Below are 17465 nucleotides of genomic sequence, written 5' to 3'. Positions count from 1 at the left end.
TAATAGGCAGTTCTAGCACACGCTCTTGATTCCACAGCACTTCCAAAAAATGCCCGATTAACCTACGGGTTAATCTAAGGTTTTTTGAAAGTATGATATTAATTCAATATCTTGCACTATAATTCCGCGCCCAACTGTTTTTTCTAGGACAATAAGCTACAAAGAAATTTAATATTTGTTATACGCAATCAGAAACATCTTAGTTTTAGCTGATTACGTACAACTCTCAGCTACAGTAGAATAAACCTAGAAAATCAGCATGTTAAAAACCTCGTCATTCCCGAAGTTTTTTATCGGGAATCTGTACTAAACCCATGAGATTCCTGCTAAAGCTTGTGCCCACGCTTGACTGGGTAGCTTGCAGGAATGACGGAGAATGGCTGAGAGTCATGGGTATTCAGGTAGTTTTATGTATACATTAGGCATGCCATAGGGCGAGTTGCAAGTCTAAATGATCTTGGTGTAAATATTCTAGGTATCTGTGTCGCGGCAGGGCTAATTAAATTATTTAGCCATAACTGGAAGCACGAACCTATCGCTTAACATTTTAACTAGGTTTAGTTTTCAGGAATATTGCCCCCTTTTTTAGTTTTCTATTTTCTCTTGGCTTCAAATCCAATTAACCATAGAATAATAGAATTATTCGTATCAAAAACCTGACAATATCATTCTGCGCAAAAATCATGTAACAAAGAAATGGATTTTCCGAAGTAATGTTTGCTGACTTTGCGCAAATGGATAACAATTTTAACAAACAGGCTCACAGATACTAATCCAAATACATACGCAGCGTACTGCAGCTAACAAAAATCTAATACGCTAAAATAACAACTTTACCCTACTATTAAATAATGAAAGGAATAATACTCGCAGGCGGCTCAGGCACACGTCTTTACCCTATTACCAAAGGAATATCAAAACAGGCCCTTCCCGTTTATGATAAGCCCATGATTTACTATCCATTATCTGTATTGATGATGGCTGGGATAACAGAAATACTTGTGATTACTACTCCTGATGATCAGGCAAGTTTTAAACGCTTACTCGAAGATGGCTCTGATATAGGTTTGCAGGTTGAATACATAGTACAACCCTCCCCTGATGGATTAGCTCAGGCCTTTATTCTAGGGAAAAAATTTATCGGTGATGACGATGTATGCCTGGTACTAGGTGACAATATCTTTTATGGGCACGATCTTAAAAGAACTTTAGAAGCCGGCGTAATCACAGCTAAACAAGATAACAAAGCCACTGTATTTGGTTATCGTGTTGCCGATCCTGAACGCTATGGTGTCGCTGAATTTGACCAGCAAGGCAATGCCATCAGCCTGGAAGAAAAACCCACACACCCAAAAAGCAATTACGCAGTAACAGGCATGTATTTTTACCCAAATGATGTGGTAAAAAAAGCAGCGACAATAACACCCTCTGCACGAGGTGAATTAGAAATCACTACGGTTAATCAACTCTACCTGGATGAACATCGATTAAAAGTACAATTACTGGGTAGAGGCTATGCCTGGTTAGATACCGGAACACATGAAAGCCTGCTAGAAGCCTCACAATTTATAGAAACTATCGAAAAAAGGCAAGGCTTAAAAGTTGCCTGTATAGAAGAAATTGCCTTCGAGCAGGGCTATATCAGCAAAGAACAATTAATTGAACTCGCTAAACCACTAGCAAAAAACCAATACGGTCAATATCTGCTGCAAAGAGCGGAAGAAGGTAAAACCAAATGAAATTTATCCCACAAACAATACCCGGACTTATCCTGATTGAACCAAAAATTCATGGTGATGAGCGAGGCTATTTTATAGAGACATTTCGCCAGGATTTATTTGAGCAATCCATCGGGTATAAAGTCAACTTTGTTCAAGATAATGAATCCAGGTCTTCTAAAGGGGTACTCAGAGGCCTGCATTTTCAATTACCTCCCCATGCACAAAGCAAGCTAGTTAGAGTCATAGAGGGTTCTGTACTTGATGTTGCCGTGGATATACGCGAAAACAGCCCGACTTTCGGACAGCACGTAGCCGTCGAATTAACGGGAGAAAACAATCACCAGTTTTTTGTCCCCAGAGGCTTTGCCCATGGATTTGTGGTACTCAGCGAGCATGCGACTTTTGCTTATAAAGTAGATAATTACTACTCGCCCGAGTGTGACCGTGGATTAGCATTTGATGATGAGCATCTAGGCATAGACTGGCAAATACCAAGGGATCAACTACAACTTTCCAGTAAAGACACAAAACAACCCAAGTTATCTGCATTAGAAACCAGTTTTGATTATCACACCAACTATTATGCCTGATCATAGATTCAGTGGGTTGATGTCACTAGGCCTATAGAGTAGATAAACTTAGGGAGATGGAAAGAAATAATCATCCAAACGAAGTAAGCTTGTGTCTCAATAATTTATAATAATGAATTCTGAATTTATTCTCACACTAGGCAGATAAGCTTGTTGATATTAACAGATAGCATTATAGGTTGGATTATAAATACAGCCCATCGTTTAAAAGGCTCGGTACGTCGTATATTCATGGCTGAAACGGTGGAGCTACTAGGCTCAGGTGGTGCAAGTATTGCTGAAGAAAAACTAGGATGGAATAGAGGCACTATCCGAAAAGGACAATATGAACTTGAAACTCAGCCCATAGAAGATAATTTTTCAGCGAGAGGGCGTAATAAAAGTGAAGAGCATTTTCCTCATCTACTTGATGACATAAAAAAAATTGCTGAACCGGAGTGTCAAACGGATCCCTCTTTTAATTCCTGTCGATTATATACCCGGCTAACGGCTAAAGAAGTTAGAAAACGTTTACTGGAGATTGATTATTACGATGAAAAAACATTACCTTGCTCAAAAACTATCAATACAAAATTAAATGACCTGAGTTACCATCCAAAAAAGGTACAAAAAACAAAGCCTCATAAGAAAATCAAGGAAACGGATGCAATTTTTGAACAAGTTCATTCAGTCAATGGAATGGCAGATATCAACCCAAAAGAGATTCGTATATCAATTGATGCCAAAGCAAGAATGAATATAGGAAATTTTTCACGGGGAGGACGAAATCGGGTTTTAACAAAAGCAGAGGATCATGATTTAGATGTTAAGGAAAAGTTAACTCCTTTTGGTTTTTATCTGCCTGAACATGATGATTTTTTCCTTTTCTTTACAGCAGGCTATGCCAGCAGTGATTTCATCGTTGACCGATTGGAAGAAATTTGGCCAGAAATTCAAGAAAAATATGGAGTAGATATTCTGACACACACGCTGACAATGGTATGGAGAACAGTAGCTCCAGAACTCAGTTTATAAAAAGGCTTGTGGAGTTTGCTGAAAAAAGCAACATAAAGATAAAACTGGCCTACTACCCTCCTTATCATAGTAAATATAACCCAATTGAACGAGTATGGGGAGCCTATGAAAATCATATTAGTGGCGACATAATGGATACAGTTGAAACAACTTTAAAATTTGCCAAAAGTATGACCTACAATGGCAAAGCACCTATTGTTAAATTAACAGAAAAAATATATGAAACAGGAGTAAAGGTAGGTAAAAAAGCAATGAAGACGTATTATCAGTTTGTTGACCGAATGCCATCGTTGGAGAAATGGTTTTTGACCATTTCTCCTGGTTGTTCTGGATGATTATTTCTTTCCATCTCCCTTACTGATTACGTAAATCTCAGCTATTGACATATAAAGCCAAAAATATCAGAAAGTAACAAAACTCATCATTCCCGAAGTTTGTTATCGGGAATCTGTGCTTAATCAGCAAGGTTCCAGCTAAAACACGCAGGAATTTTGCTAGTGCAACTCAGGCCGTAGGGATATGGAAAAAAATAATCATCCAGAATAAATAGAAAAAACATTGTCCCTGCTTCTCATGTTCTATGACTCATTTAAAGTGAAAGGCATAGGATATTGAGGTACGAAGCGCACCTTTCGGTGATTGATGCGCTTCCTATCGTCAGCACATCCTGTTAATCCTCTTATAGAGGGAACCTATGAGTTAACACATTGGATAATTAATTATTTCCATTTCCCTTATCTATTTGTGATTAACCGGCCTGCTTAATTGCCCACGCCACATCTGCTGCTTGCCTGTTTTCTTTAACATCATGTACACGGAACATTTGCACGCCTTGCTGCACGCCCAGGGCCGTGGTTGCCGCTGTTGCACAAACTAGCTCTGCGGGTTCGGTCACTGCACACAGGCTGCCCATAAAGCGTTTACGGCTGGTGCCTAATAATACCGGATAACCTGTGGCGACAAATCGATCTAGGTTAGCTAATAAATCCAGGTTATCTTGTCTACGTTTACCAAAACCTATACCTGGATCGATTGCAATCTGCTGCTTTGCTACTCCTGCAGCGAGTGCTGCATCGATACGCTCTTGTAATGCAATTAATACTTCATTCACCACATCTTTATAAAAAGGTGCATCCTGCATATTCTCGGGCTGGCCTTTTATATGCATAAGAATAATCGGTACTTTACGATCTGCCGCCAAAGTGAGAATGGCAGAATCCTGTACGCCTGCTGAAATATCATTGATTATCGTCGCGCCGGCATCCAGCGCAGCTCTGGCTACAGCACTTAAAGTTGTATCTATACTAATAGGCAATGTAGCAGAAAGCTGTTTGCGTATTGCTAGAATTACTGGAACCACCCGTGCTATTTGTTCTTCAACTGAGACTGACTCTGCACCGGGTCGAGTTGACTCCCCGCCGATATCAATAATATCCACACCTTCGCTATTCATTCGCTCTGCCTGCGCCAATGCACTGTCTATTTCACTAAATTTTCCACCATCTGAGAAACTATCGGGGGTGACATTTAAAATTCCCATAATTAATGGGTGCGTTAACAGATCAAACATAAAGGGGGGTGCTCCTAACTAGCCTTTTTACCAAGAAATCCGCCAAGAAAATATGCCAACGTATATAATATGACGGATTAATTATTCTTCTACCTTGCCTAATAAACATAATACATTATATGACTTCACCCCGTATTGCTTGGGCTGTTACCGGCTCTGGACATTATATTGAAGAATGCATAGACTATATGCTCACTTTAGACAATGTTGATTTATATCTGAGCCAGGCGGGTGAAGAAGTATTAAAAATGTACGGGATTCATATTAATGATCTACGTGACAGAGTGCGTATCTATCGTGATAAAGCAGCGTCTGCCCCGCCGGTAGGTTTATTTTATAAAGGCTATTATCATACACTGATTGTGGCGCCAACAACTTCGAATACTGTTGCAAAATGCGTACTGGGCATTGCCGATACGCTAGTGACTAATTTATATTCCCAGGCTGGTAAATGCCGTGTGCCTAATATAGTTTACCCTTGCGATATCGCCCCCGAAATGAAAACCACAGCCCCGGGTGGAGAAGTGATGGTTTATCCACGCAAAATAGATCTGGATGCCACCGAAGCTTTACGCAGCTTTGAATATACCACCGTAGTAGAAAGTGTTGATGAACTCAGGTTAGCTATGCAACACCGCCTTGCCTCTTTATCATGAGTGAACATATCCTGTTTTTAACAGGCAAGCTGGCGGAAAAACAATTGCAGCAGATTCTACAAAAGATGCAACCTGAATTTACCTATACGGTGCATCAGATTGGCGTTAAAGTGGCAGCATTGATGACCGCAGATATGATAGCGCGCCGTTTAAAAGATACGTTTAATGCTGACCGAATTATTCTGCCAGGCCGTTGTCGTGGTGATATACAGGCACTGAGTAAAACCCTCGCGGTCCCCGTTGAGCGTGGCCCAGATGAATTAAAGGATTTACCGTTGTATTTTGGTAAACAGGCATTACATATAGATTTAAGTCATTATGATGTGAAGATTTTTGCTGAAATTGTTGATGCTCCTAATCTACCTGTCGAAGCAGTCGTACAACGCGCTTATTATTATCAGGACAATGGCGCTAATATTATTGATATAGGCTGTTTGCCGGAGACTCCTTTTGCGCATATGGAAGATATTATCCAGGCATTAAAACAGGAGGGCTTTAAGGTCAGTATCGACTCTCTGGAAACGGATGATCTTTTACGTGGAGCTAAAGCCGGTGCGGACTATATGCTCAGCCTGCATGAAAGCACCTTATGGGTAGCTGATGAAGTGGATGCCATTCCTATTATTATCCCGGAAAAGCATGCTGACATCAGTTGTCTCGATAATGTCATAGATCAGTTACAGGCGAAAAATAAACCCTTTATCGTAGATCCTATTCTTGACCCGATCCATTTTGGTTTTACTGAATCGGTGGTGCGCTATCATACCGTTCGGCAAAAATACCCCGATATCGAAATGATGCTTGGGGTGGGCAATATCACCGAACTCACGCATGCGGATACAGCTGGGATGAATGCGCTCTTACTAGGTATGTGTTCAGAGCTGAATATCAACCATATACTCGCTACTGAAGTCAGCCAACATGCACATCGCGCCATTAAAGAGGCCGATATGGCTCGGCGTATTATGTATGCAGCCAAAGAAAACAATACTTTGCCCAAGCATATAAATGCCGATTTGATGGCCTTACATGAAACGTCACCTTTTCCCTATCAGCTTGAAGAAATCAAAGAGTTTGCTATACAGGTAAAAGACCCGAGTTTTCGTATTCAAATAAGTACCGAAGGCGTGCACATTTATAATCGCGATGGCTTGCATAGTGCTATCGACCCCTTTGATTTATACCCTAAATTACAAGTCGAAGATGATGCAGGGCACGCATTTTATCTGGGCGTCGAGCTAGCCCGCGCGGAAACCGCATGGCAGTTAGGTAAACGTTTTAATCAGGACCAGGCTTTAGACTGGGGTTGCGCTGCAAAAATCAGCGAACAAACTGTCGATTTACATACTTTTAAGCCACAAGGAACAACATTTAAAAAGCAATGATTCAAGAAACCATCGTTACAACGCAAAATAATGAAGGAAAAACGCATATTGCCCCTATGGGGATTCATGTTGCGGGGGATGAGTTTATTATTTTGCCCTTTCGCCCATCAGTCACATTAGATAATATTCTGGCAACTAAAACTGCGGTGATTAATTACACAGATGACGTCAGAATTTTTGCAGGCTGTGTTACAGGGCGGAATGACTGGCCATTACTAAAAACAAAAAAAATCGATGGTCATTTCCTACAAGGAAGCTTAGCGCATTGTGCAGTTAAATTAACTCATGTGGACGATGACCCAGTACGCCCCAAACTATTCTGTCAGGCGCTACACCGTGTTAATCACGCTCCTTTTAAAGGGTTTAACCGTGCGCAATTTTCAGTACTGGAAGCCGCAATTTTACTAAGCCGTGTTAACCACTTGCTGGCAACTAAAATTCATACCGAGCTGGAATATTTGCATATCGGCTTTAATAAAACAGCGGGGCCTAAAGAAAGAGAAGCCTGGGACTGGGTTACAAAAGCTATCGAACAAAAACTAAGAGAGTTATGAGCCTATGAGTCGTATGCTGGCAAGCGTCAATAGCCTGGAAGAAGCCCTGATTGCGCGACAACTGGATGTCGATATTATTGACCTCAAACAACCTGCTTTAGGTGCTCTCGGTGCATTACAGACTAAACAGGTTAAAACTATTGTCACCCAGCTTCGCTGCTCTAAACCCGTTAGCGCAACGGTGGGTGATTTACCGATGCAGGCGGATATTATTTTTAATGCCGTTAAAGCAATGGCAGATACCGGTGTAGACTATATAAAAATTGGCTTTTTCCCCGATCCGGACTGGGATACAGTGATTCAAAAACTGGCAACGCTATCTTCAGGCTCTTTAAAACTGATTGCCGTATTATTTGCTGATCAACAACCCGATTTAAAGACTGTAAAACTTTTTTCCAAGGCCGGGTTTGCAGGCATCATGCTGGATACTATGGATAAAAGTAATGGCTCACTCACTCAAGTCATGCCGTTGGAAACTCTGCAGCATTTTGTACAAACGGCCAAGGACAATCATTTACTCTGTGGCCTGGCAGGATCTTTACGTGTGACGGATATTCCCGCATTACTCCCCTTACAAGCTGATTACTTAGGCTTTAGAGGAGCGTTGTGCAAACAATATCAGCGTACAGCGGAGCTAGATCCTATCGCGTTCAAAAAAGTGAAGACTAGTCTGGAACACTGTCACAATTAACATATTTGAAAGAATCGTCATCTTAAACTTCTAATTAAGGTATACATAGGATTCTGGGTGATTTATTAAAGTAGAGAATAATATGACAAAAAAAATATCACTGACCAATAAAATACTGATTGCTATGGTTCTAGGACTTATCCTTGGCAGCTTAATTAATATTTTTGCTCTGCACCAGGAGATTATCCAGACTTACTTTGTCCATGGTTTATTCCACGTCATCGGTTCGGCATTTATCAATGCTCTAAAAATGCTGGTAGTCCCCCTGGTTACCTTTTCACTGATATGTGGGGTTTGTGGAATTGGCGATATCAACGCACTAGGACGCATCGGTTTAAAATCCTTTCTGCTCTATATACTAACCACTGGCATAGCCATTACCTTAGCTTTAACAATAGCCATTACACTATCGCCAGGAAAAGATTTTACACCGCCAACTGCGAATTCTGAGTTTGTCGCCAAAGTTTCCCCACCGATTACTCAGGTATTGATTAATATTATTCCCGGTAATCCAGTTGCAGCGTTTGCACAAGGCAATATGTTGCAAATTATCTTTTTCGTCATTTTATTTGCCATCGCCATGTTAATGACAGGTGAAATAGGTAAACAGCTTGCTAGCAGCGCCGAGAAGTTAAACGAAGTGATGATGCAAGTTGTCACTCTAGTAATGGACTTTGCACCGATAGGTGTTTTTTGCCTGATGGCAAAAACCTTTTCCGAACAAGGCTTTGCCCTTATTGTACCCATGATAGGTTATTTTTCAGTGGTCGTATTATGCTTGTTACTGCATGCGCTAGGCACCTTTTCATTGTTACTTACTTTTTTTGCCAAACTCAATCCACTGATATTCTTTAAAAAAATGCGTCCTGCGCATATATTCGCCTTTAGCACCGCAAGTTCTAATGCCACTATCCCAGTTACTCTGCAAGCATTGGAAAAACGTATCGGTGTTAACAATACCACGGCAGCTTTCACTGTGCCGCTAGGAGCAACGATAAATATGGATGGCACAGCAATCATGCAAGGCGTGGCTACTGTATTTATAGCTAATGTTTATCAGATAGATTTGGGCCTAAGCCAATATATTACCATTATAGGTATGTCGATTCTCGCTTCTATAGGTACAGCAGGAGTCCCTGGAGTCGGGCTTATTATGCTTGCCATGGTCTTTAATCAAGTAGGACTACCCGTTGAAGGGATAGGCTTAATACTGGGCGTAGATCGTCTATTAGATATGATAAGGACCGTGGTTAATATTACCGGGGATGCAACGGTCACCTGTATCGTAGCCAGAGGTGAAAATACTATCGACGATGCTATTTTTAATGACCCGGATGCTGGCACTATCACCGAGCTACATTTACCCCATAAAACTGCATAATAACGGCTAGTAAGGACAAGCCTGATAGCTTTCGATTTTTTGTGATAGAATTCACAAAAATAAATCAGCTTGAGCAATATTAGCAAGCTCTAAATCAAAGCGGATTTTTATCCAAATTCAAACTAAAATGCTATAATATCTGCCATTCATTGAAGCCGGGACAGTAAAAATATTTTCTGCCTATAGAAAACTATAGCCCTTAAGTATCAATAAGATATATTTTATCCCCCGACTTATAAATTCCTTATTAAATAATTGTTTTGACACGACACAATTAATCGTGATAAAAATACACCGTCGATTTCGAGTAAATGCTCTCGACATACGCAAGGCAAATAATAATATTGATCTGCCTTACCTGTGCTAAGCGCAGTTTTTTTATAAAAATAACAACAGAGGAAATTCAAATGGCTGAACCAAAAGATAGATCAACGCTATACATCGGTGGAATCATTGCAATCGCTGTCATAGGTGTTTTAATCCTGAAAAAAGATGAAACTAAGCATTTAAACATGAACACTCCTTCAACTGAATCTACTCAAGCAGCTTTTGAAGATGCAAATGCAAAAAGATTAAGAACTCAAAATATCTTTGTTGAATAGGATTTTTTGAAACTAGTTTGAAAATGGAATATTCACATATTCCATATCAATGATGGTGACTACCTTAACTTCAACGTTAAGGTAGTTAACTTGCTCCTCGATATAACAGCTTGCACTTCCAGCCCCATCAGATATTTTCCTGATACCCCACTTCTTTAATCTCTTTGCTTAATTTCTGAGGCATACATAACAGCGTATAAAGCTGTTGTAAATTTAGCTGACTCATCTTTTGTTCAGTTCCGTAACGCAATACAAACAACTTGTTTTGCATACCCGGGGAATAAGACGATTTAATTTTCAACATGCGTTGCGCAATCAACTCCCTCGCCTCCTGTATCTCAAAGTCTCTTTTATTTACAACAGATTTTTGTCGCGTTGAACTGAGCGAATTTTCTGGGCGTTGTTGGGATTGACGCATAGCCGCTAAGCGCTTACTTCGCCCTAGGTTTATAAGCGTTGTTGAATTTTGTGCAACAGCCCCTGGTTTATCTTGCATATTACTCACCCTTTAAAATCATTTTCCTGCCATTTTTTCAAGGCATTGATATATAGCTCTGCTTCTATCGCCCGCACTCTTGCTCCTAGAGTGGCAACAGTATCATCTGCCAAAACCGGCACTTGCCCTTGCAATAAAACCGGGCCCGCATCATAAACTGCATTAATCACCTGTACTGATGCTCCACTCTGCTTCTCTTTTGCAGTTAAGACTGCCGCATGCACAAAATCTCCATACATCTTATGCCCTCCATGCTTAGGTAATAATGAAGGATGTATATTAAGAATTTTATCTTTAAATACTGTCAAGGTTGCAGCACCAATTTTCTTCATATAACCGGACAACACGACGATATCTGTACCCGCAGCTAGCAGAGCTTGTTTTATCGCAGCATCTTCGTTATCCGGGTGCGTTTCACCACTAATATGCATGACTTCAATTGCATTTTCCAGACACCAGGGATAAATTGTAGTCGTCTTGTTATTAGTGATCAATATACCAATTTCAAAGCCTGTTAATTTGTGTGTTTGAATGGCAGCGATAATTTCGCGGGCAGAACTGCCACCATGTGAAGCTAAAAAGCTTATTTTCATCAGAGAACCATCAGTCTTTATTAAATTTTACGGGCATTATGAACGGATTTAAGACCGCTCATAACTTTTTCAGCACAGACCATGCCGCTAATTTTTCTTCATAACGCATAGCTGCATAGGCAGGGCTGGTGGAGGGCAATCTGGTATAATTCAGCGATTTAAATTCTATTGCCAGAGCCTGATAAACATGTTTTTTATACAAGGACTCAGCCATGCCACCATTAAAAAACACCGTTTGAACCTGGACAAAGGTTTTAAATAAACAACCAAAGTCGTTTATTTGCACTGAATGTTTATCGATCGACGCATCCAGACTGCCTTGCCTGGTACAGGATTTTAACACATCCCAGACTGCAATTCCCTGAGCCTCTAAAAGCTGTTCTGCGAGCTGATAAGCTATCGGCTTACCCTGATTGAACAAAGTCGCCATAATGCGCCAGAATGCATTGCGTGGGTTCCCATAATACTGTTGTTTATCTAATGAAACCACACTCGGCATACTCCCCAGAATTAAAATCCGCGCCTTATCATTTCCTAATAGATTAAAACCTGTCTGTTGCGTCATCTCTAAAGCTAGCCGAACAAATAAAGAATGGCACGATAGCACAATAGAGATCGATATATTGAGTGATTTTTGCGATAATGCTCCGCCTGCTCTAAAGTCATAGCAATAAGCAATTATCTTGAAAATTTATAATGCCCGACATAAATTTAGCGCAACACACTCGAATCTAATTCTTAAATTTATCTAAAAATAATCTGTATTATGTGGTTTAAAAATCTTGCTATTTACCGTTTAACCGAAACTTTTACATTAACGCCCTCAGAACTTGAAGAAAAACTACAAAGTTTCCGTTTTAAGCCCTGCTCACCCACTGAAGTATTCAGTTATGGCTGGACTTCACCACTAGGTCGCGGCTCTGAGCAACTTATCCATCAGAGTAATGGCTATATCATGTTATGCGCCACAAAAGAGGAAAAGGTACTGCCTACCAGCGTTATTAATGAAATGACGGCAGAAAAAATCACTGAGAAAGAAGAACAGGAAGCACGTAAACTATCCAAGAAAGAACGTTCAGAACTAAAAGATCAGATCATTTTTGAACTCTTGCCCCGTGCTTTCTCTTTCTCCAAAAAAACCTTTGCCTATATAGACCCTAAAGGTGGCTGGCTTATCGTTGATGCAGCCTCGGCAAAAAAAGCCGAAGAGTTAATCAGTTTTTTACGCAAAAATCTGGGCTCTCTACCTCTAGTCCCTGTGAGCAGCAAAGAAAAACCTGTTAGCACCATGACGCAGTGGTTATTGCAAAATGCGAGTCCTGCCGATGTCTTAATTGAAGATGAATGTGAACTACGTGCGCCAGAGGAATCAGGTGGCATTATTCGCTGCAAACATCAGGACCTTGCTGCTCCAGAAATTAAAAATCATTTAGATACTGGAAAACAAGTCATTAAATTGGCTGTAACCTGGGCTGACCGCCTGTCATTTATAGTGGATGAAAACCTATCTATTAAACGCCTCAAGTTCCTGGATCTTATTCAAGACCAAGTAGCCGAGACCGAAACAGATTCAGCTGAAGCACAATTTGATGTAGACTTTACCATTATGTCGCAGGAATTGAGTTCCTTCCTGCCGCGTTTGTTAGAGATTTTTGGTGGCGAAAATATTAGCTCTTAATTTCATTGCGCTATATTATCAATACTTAGGAACGCGCACGAAATAACTTAAGCAACTGGCTTGTCTTTTTATCCGTCTTCTGCGTTGTAGAAACTGTTACGTAGCTGGCTATGCGCCTGTTTCTACGTCTTGAATACGAATAAAAATCCTGCGCTAGATGCTCAACTTATTCCGTGCGCGTTCCTTAGCTATTCCACAATACTGAATAGATGCACAAATAAATACATTTTTAATGTTAATTAAGAAACGTAAAAAATTCTCTAGCCCACAAAGGGCAATAGCTATCGCACTAGCCAGCACCGTTATACTGGCTAGTGGCAATGCACAGGCCATCGCCTTTCTATTACCCGAAAACCCCCACGATAGCCTAATTCGAGAATTCTCCGAGGGTGCAAACAAACAGACTATCGCAAGCAAGGATGAGGATTTACTCGATATTGCACGTCGCTTTGACCTGGGGCAGAATGAAATTATTCGCTTAAACCCTGATGTTGACCGCTGGCTACCCAAAGTAGGCACCCAGGTTCAATTACAAAGTGAACGCCTATTACCCAATGCACCCCGTTCGGGACTAATATTGAATTTGCCTGAATTCAGGCTGTATTACTTTCCAAAATCAACAGGAACAGGACCCGCTTCTGTTATCACACACCCCATCAGCATAGGCCGACAAGATTGGGATACCCCCTTGGGCCAGACTAAAATCGTCGAAAAAAAAGAAAACCCCACCTGGACCCCGCCTGAATCTATTAAAAAAGAACATGCGGCAAAAGGCGATCCATTACCCAACGTCGTTCCCGCCGGCCCTAACAACCCTCTGGGCTTATTTGCCATGCGGCTGGGTATCCCTGGTTACCTTATCCACAGTACTAACAAGCACTATGGAGTAGGTTTACGCGTTAGCCATGGTTGTATTCGTATGTACCCTGAAGATATTAGTACATTATTCCCTGTCATTAAGGTTGGGGAACCTGTCACTATTGTTAACCAGGCGGTTAAAGTGGGCTGGTCAGGAAATAGCTTATATATAGAGGTTCACCCTCCTCTGGAAAATCATCAAGCTGATGATTTACTGGATATTGCTCTGGATTTAATAGAGTACGCCAATGATGGCGTCTTGCCTGTACTGGATGGTGCTGCCTTAAGAACAGCTCTGACAGAGCGCCAGGGCCTACCCATCAAAATATTTGAACAAGATATTCCAGCAACTGTAGCAGACAGCGAATAAATAGTTAGCAATATTGTAGGCATAAAAAAAGCCCGTAAACAAAAAAGTTAACGGGCTTTTTTATAAGCTTATATTATACTTCGCATGGACACGGTTGCGGTTTTCTAGCGACCGATTTTTATCGATAGCTGCATTACTGAAACAATTGCGTAGCTTGCTATGCGTCTGTTTCAGCGCCCCGTATCAAGTACAGAGCAGGCTTTGTTCTCGACCAAAATAAACTCGTTATAAAATCCGCAATCGTCACCGCGCGAAGTATTGCTTATAAATACATAAATTATTTCATCATTGCTTTATTTAGCATGCGATCTAATTTATGGTTTGTTTCAGCTGCAGAATCTGCTGCACGATTAGCCGCTGCAGTTGCTGCTGCTGCATTTGTTGCTGCTGCACTTGCATCACTTGCTGCACTATCCGCTTTAGCAGAAATTGCTGCAGTCTGCGCCTTAAGACTCGCCACATCTGCGGTTAATTTTTCAAGATCGCCAGTACTTGCACAACCGATAGCCAAACTAGTACCTAAAACGACAGCAGAAACTTTTAATAATTTAATCATTTGCATTATTCCTTAATAAGAGAAACCAAAACCTAACTGTTACTGTACATATACTTCGCGCGCTCACGACTGCGAATTCCTAGCGACTGAATTTTTGACTATAGCTACGTTGCTGAAACCGTTACGTAGCCAGCTATGTGCCAGTTTCAACGTCCCCGCATCAAGTACGGAGCAAGCTTTGCTTTCGACAAAAATCAGCTCACTATACAACCGCATCCATGACCGCGCGAAGTATAACTAAAAAATACGATTAAAGCTAAGGCCAAAAAAAATACCATACTTTAATATGTATTAACGGATTTTATCGCGTTTTAAAAAGATTACCAAATTATTTAATTTGCACCCGCATCCCCTTATAAACCCATTTTGACAGCTTATCTATTTGTTGGTTCGATAATGCAACACAGCCCTGAGTCCAGTCAAAAACACCATGAATTTTTTTATTACCCTGGCCTATACCATGAATACCAAGGTACCCACCTAAGGCTGTATCTTGTGGGGGCATAATATTATTTTTGTGTGCCTGCTTAATTTGTGCAAATTCAACAGCTGATATACGTTTATCCAAAATCGCTATTTCAGCATCATACACGGAAGGGTAATCCAGCCCCAAAAACACTCTAAATTGACTCTTATCATTAATATAAGCAATTTTATAATTGCCTAAAGGCGTAATATTATCTCCCGATTTTTGCTTATACTGGGCTCCATTGCGGCCGATAGAGATTCCCTCAAAACGATCCAGAACACGCTCACCCCACCTTACTTGGATTACTTTTTTCTGAGTATCGACCAACAACCAGAAAGCTTCATCTGCCCTACTTAAACTAGCAAAAAAAAGCAGGAATACTAAAATGATATATCTCATAAATAACTATAATGTTAAAATCTCAGGCTAAATCCATCGTACAGGTTTATTAATTATGCAAATAGAAACCGTTAAAACCCAAGCTTATTCTGATCAAAAACCAGGCACTTCAGGTTTAAGAAAAAAGGTTAAAGTATTCCAGCAAAAACATTATCTGGCAAACTTTGTTCAAGCTATTTTTGCTTCCCTGGAAGAAAGTAATAATAAAACACTGGTTATCGGTGGCGATGGACGATATTTTAATCGCGAAGCGACGCAAATTATCATTAAAATTGCAGCAGCGAACGGCTTTACAGATTTCATCATAGGACAAGGCGGACTCTTATCTACACCTGCCGCTTCGCATCTGATCAGAAAATACCACGCACTAGGTGGTTTAATTCTTTCTGCCAGCCATAATCCAGGCGGGCCTGAAGAAGACTTTGGTATCAAATACAATATCAGTAGTGGCGGACCAGCCCCCGAAAACTATACAGAAGCATTCTTTGAATATAGTAAAACGATTACTGAATATAAAATTGCTGATATTCCTGATGTAAACCTTGATACCGTTGGCGAACAAACAATAGAGCAGCTCAAAATCCGCATTTTTGATCCTGTCGATGACTATGCCGAGCTTATGGCTTCCTTGTTTGATTTTGATTTACTTAAGCAAGTCATCAGCTCTGGCAAATTAACGCTACGCTTTGATGCCATGCATGCCATCACTGGCCCCTATGCCACACGTATATTAGAAGGCACACTGGGCGCACCAGCCGGGTCGGTTATCAATGCTACGCCTTTAGAAGATTTTGGCGGACATCACCCTGATCCCAACCTAGCGCACGCCAAAGAACTGGCTGAACTGATGTTTAGCCCTAATGCTCCAGACTTTGCTGCAGCTTCAGATGGTGACGGCGATAGAAATATGATTTTAGGTAACAATATTTTTGTTACGCCTAGCGACAGCTTAGCCATCATAGCTGCCAATGTCCAGCTTGCCCCAGGTTATGCGGCTGGAATTAGCGGTGTTGCTCGCTCCATGCCGACAAGTCAGGCTGTAGACCGGGTTGCCAAAGCCATGAACCTACCCTGCTTTGAAACTCCTACGGGCTGGAAATTTTTCGGTAATTTATTAGATGCCGATAAAATCACGCTTTGTGGCGAGGAGAGCTTCGGCACAGGCTCCAATCATGTACGTGAAAAAGATGGTTTATGGGCGGTGTTATTCTGGCTGAATATTCTTGCTAAAAAAGCGCAACCGGTAAGCCAGATAGTCAGCGAACACTGGAAAAAGTTTGGCCGAGATATCTACTGCCGTCATGATTATGAAGCAGTAGAAACTGAAATCGCCAACGGAATTATGGATCATTTGCGCGAACAAATAAAATCACTGACCGGGCAAACATTTGGCTCTTATACAGTGCAATACGCTGATGAATTCAGCTATACAGATCCCGTTGATAATAGCATTAGTAAACAGCAGGGAATACGAATAGGCTTTGAGGACGGATCGCGAGTTATTTTCCGCCTATCAGGGACGGGTACCGTTGGTGCAACACTGCGTATTTATCTTGAAAAATACGAAGCTGATGCTAGCAAACACGACCAGGACCCGCAAGATGCATTGGCTGAATTAATCTTACTGGCTGAGCAGTTTAGTGAAGTTAAAAAACGCACTGGGCGGATCGAGCCAACGGTTATTACTTAACCTTAAGTGAAGAGCGCCTTTAGCCCCGACAATCAATCTTTAATCGCAGCTAAAGGCCAGTTTTCCAGTTGAAAAACACTCCTATACAAGCTGGCTAGATAGTTTGATTGCTGCTGCAAAGTCCTTTGCCCCACTTTTTGACGTTAAGACTGAAGTCTTATGGGGAGACACGCTGCAACCTGGGATTGGTTT

The 17465-nt window shown here is 41.0% G+C and carries 18 protein-coding genes; 12 read left to right on the top strand and 6 right to left on the bottom strand.

The annotated features are described in order from the left end of the window. The first annotated feature begins 851 nt into the window (after positions 1–851). The 3 genes from rfbA to ACQY3F_RS04240 all read left to right on the top strand — a co-directional run bounded on the left by rfbA (position 852) and on the right by ACQY3F_RS04240 (position 3660). On the top strand, positions 852–1739 hold the full coding sequence (rfbA, locus tag ACQY3F_RS04250) for a glucose-1-phosphate thymidylyltransferase RfbA (protein ID WP_428353742.1): 888 nt from the start codon (positions 852–854) through the stop codon (positions 1737–1739). Further along, positions 1736–2311, top strand: a complete 576-nt coding sequence (gene rfbC, locus ACQY3F_RS04245; protein WP_428353741.1) for a dTDP-4-dehydrorhamnose 3,5-epimerase — start codon at positions 1736–1738, stop codon at positions 2309–2311. Before rfbA ends, rfbC begins: the two co-directional genes overlap by 4 nt. Positions 2312–2464: 153 nt before the next feature. Next, a protein-coding gene (locus tag ACQY3F_RS04240) for an ISAzo13 family transposase (protein ID WP_428352995.1) occupies positions 2465–3660 on the top strand; the annotation gives its coding sequence in 2 pieces (ribosomal slippage) (positions 2465–3272 and positions 3272–3660; 1197 coding nt in all). 413 nt (positions 3661–4073) lie between these two features. Here ACQY3F_RS04240 and folP read toward each other — a convergent pair. After that, complete coding sequence (gene folP / locus ACQY3F_RS04235) at positions 4074–4895, bottom strand: dihydropteroate synthase (protein ID WP_428353740.1); 822 nt, start codon at positions 4893–4895, stop codon at positions 4074–4076. A gap of 119 nt (positions 4896–5014) precedes the next feature. Here folP and ACQY3F_RS04230 point away from each other — a divergent pair, with 119 nt between their 5' ends. The 6 genes from ACQY3F_RS04230 (at position 5015) to ACQY3F_RS04205 (ending at position 10164) form a co-directional block, all read left to right on the top strand. Beyond that, complete coding sequence (locus ACQY3F_RS04230) at positions 5015–5551, top strand: flavoprotein (RefSeq protein ID WP_428353739.1); 537 nt, start codon at positions 5015–5017, stop codon at positions 5549–5551. After that, positions 5548–6936, top strand: a complete 1389-nt coding sequence (locus ACQY3F_RS04225) for a DUF6513 domain-containing protein (protein ID WP_428353738.1) — start codon at positions 5548–5550, stop codon at positions 6934–6936. Before ACQY3F_RS04230 ends, ACQY3F_RS04225 begins: the two co-directional genes overlap by 4 nt. Next, positions 6933–7490: a DUF447 domain-containing protein gene (locus tag ACQY3F_RS04220; protein ID WP_428353737.1), complete on the top strand. Its 558-nt coding sequence runs from the start codon at positions 6933–6935 to the stop codon at positions 7488–7490. Before ACQY3F_RS04225 ends, ACQY3F_RS04220 begins: the two co-directional genes overlap by 4 nt. Before the next feature lie 4 nt (positions 7491–7494). Continuing rightward, complete coding sequence (locus ACQY3F_RS04215) at positions 7495–8181, top strand: (5-formylfuran-3-yl)methyl phosphate synthase (protein WP_428353735.1); 687 nt, start codon at positions 7495–7497, stop codon at positions 8179–8181. Between the two features lie 82 nt (positions 8182–8263). Further along, positions 8264–9562 carry a dicarboxylate/amino acid:cation symporter gene (locus ACQY3F_RS04210; RefSeq protein ID WP_428353733.1) on the top strand — a complete coding sequence of 433 codons (1299 nt, stop codon included), beginning with the start codon at positions 8264–8266 and terminating at the stop codon, positions 9560–9562. Between the two features lie 407 nt (positions 9563–9969). Then, a complete protein-coding gene (locus tag ACQY3F_RS04205; protein ID WP_428353731.1) occupies positions 9970–10164 on the top strand; it encodes a hypothetical protein in 195 nt (64 codons plus the stop codon). 127 nt (positions 10165–10291) lie between these two features. Here the strand turns inward: ACQY3F_RS04205 and ACQY3F_RS04200 are convergent, their stop codons facing one another. From ACQY3F_RS04200 to ACQY3F_RS04190, 3 genes are read right to left on the bottom strand one after another with little or no spacing between them, the layout of a single operon-like run. Further along, positions 10292–10660 (bottom strand): hypothetical protein, encoded by a 369-nt coding sequence (locus tag ACQY3F_RS04200; protein WP_428353729.1) that lies wholly within the window; start codon positions 10658–10660, stop codon positions 10292–10294. 5 nt (positions 10661–10665) lie between these two features. Beyond that, complete coding sequence (locus tag ACQY3F_RS04195) at positions 10666–11253, bottom strand: formyltransferase family protein (RefSeq protein WP_428353727.1); 588 nt, start codon at positions 11251–11253, stop codon at positions 10666–10668. Between the two features lie 58 nt (positions 11254–11311). Continuing rightward, positions 11312–11818: a DNA-deoxyinosine glycosylase gene (locus tag ACQY3F_RS04190; RefSeq protein WP_428353725.1), complete on the bottom strand. Its 507-nt coding sequence runs from the start codon at positions 11816–11818 to the stop codon at positions 11312–11314. A 201-nt stretch (positions 11819–12019) separates the two neighbouring features. Here ACQY3F_RS04190 and rdgC point away from each other — a divergent pair, with 201 nt between their 5' ends. Both rdgC and ACQY3F_RS04180 read left to right on the top strand, forming a co-directional pair. Then, positions 12020–12931: a recombination-associated protein RdgC gene (gene rdgC, locus ACQY3F_RS04185; protein ID WP_428353723.1), complete on the top strand. Its 912-nt coding sequence runs from the start codon at positions 12020–12022 to the stop codon at positions 12929–12931. A gap of 232 nt (positions 12932–13163) precedes the next feature. Further along, positions 13164–14159, top strand: a complete 996-nt coding sequence (locus ACQY3F_RS04180; protein WP_428353721.1) for a L,D-transpeptidase family protein — start codon at positions 13164–13166, stop codon at positions 14157–14159. 277 nt (positions 14160–14436) lie between these two features. On the opposite strand, the gene ACQY3F_RS04175 is transcribed toward ACQY3F_RS04180, so the two are convergent. Together ACQY3F_RS04175 and ACQY3F_RS04170 are read right to left on the bottom strand one after the other, a co-directional pair. Beyond that, positions 14437–14715 (bottom strand): Lpp/OprI family alanine-zipper lipoprotein, encoded by a 279-nt coding sequence (locus ACQY3F_RS04175; RefSeq protein WP_428353719.1) that lies wholly within the window; start codon positions 14713–14715, stop codon positions 14437–14439. A gap of 328 nt (positions 14716–15043) precedes the next feature. Then, positions 15044–15583: a L,D-transpeptidase family protein gene (locus tag ACQY3F_RS04170; protein ID WP_428353717.1), complete on the bottom strand. Its 540-nt coding sequence runs from the start codon at positions 15581–15583 to the stop codon at positions 15044–15046. 55 nt (positions 15584–15638) lie between these two features. Here ACQY3F_RS04170 and ACQY3F_RS04165 point away from each other — a divergent pair, with 55 nt between their 5' ends. Beyond that, positions 15639–17273, top strand: a complete 1635-nt coding sequence (locus ACQY3F_RS04165) for an alpha-D-glucose phosphate-specific phosphoglucomutase (protein ID WP_428353715.1) — start codon at positions 15639–15641, stop codon at positions 17271–17273. The last annotated feature ends 192 nt before the right edge of the window (positions 17274–17465 follow it).

Origin of the sequence: Methyloprofundus sp. (genome assembly GCF_965251085.1) — a bacterium.
In the GTDB taxonomy this organism is placed as follows: Bacteria; Pseudomonadota; Gammaproteobacteria; order Methylococcales; family Methylomonadaceae; genus Methyloprofundus.
The sequence above is the reverse complement of the archived record's forward strand: the minus strand, read 5'-3'. Positions and strand labels throughout refer to the sequence as shown.

Coding starts and splice junctions, on each gene's coding strand:
- rfbA (WP_428353742.1), top strand. CDS start 852: ATGAAAGGAATAATACTCGCAGGCGGCTCAGGCACACGTCTTTACCCT.
- rfbC (WP_428353741.1), top strand. CDS start 1,736: ATGAAATTTATCCCACAAACAATACCCGGACTTATCCTGATTGAACCA.
- folP (WP_428353740.1), bottom strand. CDS start 4,895: ATGTTTGATCTGTTAACGCACCCATTAATTATGGGAATTTTAAATGTC.
- ACQY3F_RS04230 (WP_428353739.1), top strand. CDS start 5,015: ATGACTTCACCCCGTATTGCTTGGGCTGTTACCGGCTCTGGACATTAT.
- ACQY3F_RS04225 (WP_428353738.1), top strand. CDS start 5,548: ATGAGTGAACATATCCTGTTTTTAACAGGCAAGCTGGCGGAAAAACAA.
- ACQY3F_RS04220 (WP_428353737.1), top strand. CDS start 6,933: ATGATTCAAGAAACCATCGTTACAACGCAAAATAATGAAGGAAAAACG.
- ACQY3F_RS04215 (WP_428353735.1), top strand. CDS start 7,495: ATGAGTCGTATGCTGGCAAGCGTCAATAGCCTGGAAGAAGCCCTGATT.
- ACQY3F_RS04210 (WP_428353733.1), top strand. CDS start 8,264: ATGACAAAAAAAATATCACTGACCAATAAAATACTGATTGCTATGGTT.
- ACQY3F_RS04205 (WP_428353731.1), top strand. CDS start 9,970: ATGGCTGAACCAAAAGATAGATCAACGCTATACATCGGTGGAATCATT.
- ACQY3F_RS04200 (WP_428353729.1), bottom strand. CDS start 10,660: ATGCAAGATAAACCAGGGGCTGTTGCACAAAATTCAACAACGCTTATA.
- ACQY3F_RS04195 (WP_428353727.1), bottom strand. CDS start 11,253: ATGAAAATAAGCTTTTTAGCTTCACATGGTGGCAGTTCTGCCCGCGAA.
- ACQY3F_RS04190 (WP_428353725.1), bottom strand. CDS start 11,818: ATGACGCAACAGACAGGTTTTAATCTATTAGGAAATGATAAGGCGCGG.
- rdgC (WP_428353723.1), top strand. CDS start 12,020: ATGTGGTTTAAAAATCTTGCTATTTACCGTTTAACCGAAACTTTTACA.
- ACQY3F_RS04180 (WP_428353721.1), top strand. CDS start 13,164: ATGTTAATTAAGAAACGTAAAAAATTCTCTAGCCCACAAAGGGCAATA.
- ACQY3F_RS04175 (WP_428353719.1), bottom strand. CDS start 14,715: ATGATTAAATTATTAAAAGTTTCTGCTGTCGTTTTAGGTACTAGTTTG.
- ACQY3F_RS04170 (WP_428353717.1), bottom strand. CDS start 15,583: ATGAGATATATCATTTTAGTATTCCTGCTTTTTTTTGCTAGTTTAAGT.
- ACQY3F_RS04165 (WP_428353715.1), top strand. CDS start 15,639: ATGCAAATAGAAACCGTTAAAACCCAAGCTTATTCTGATCAAAAACCA.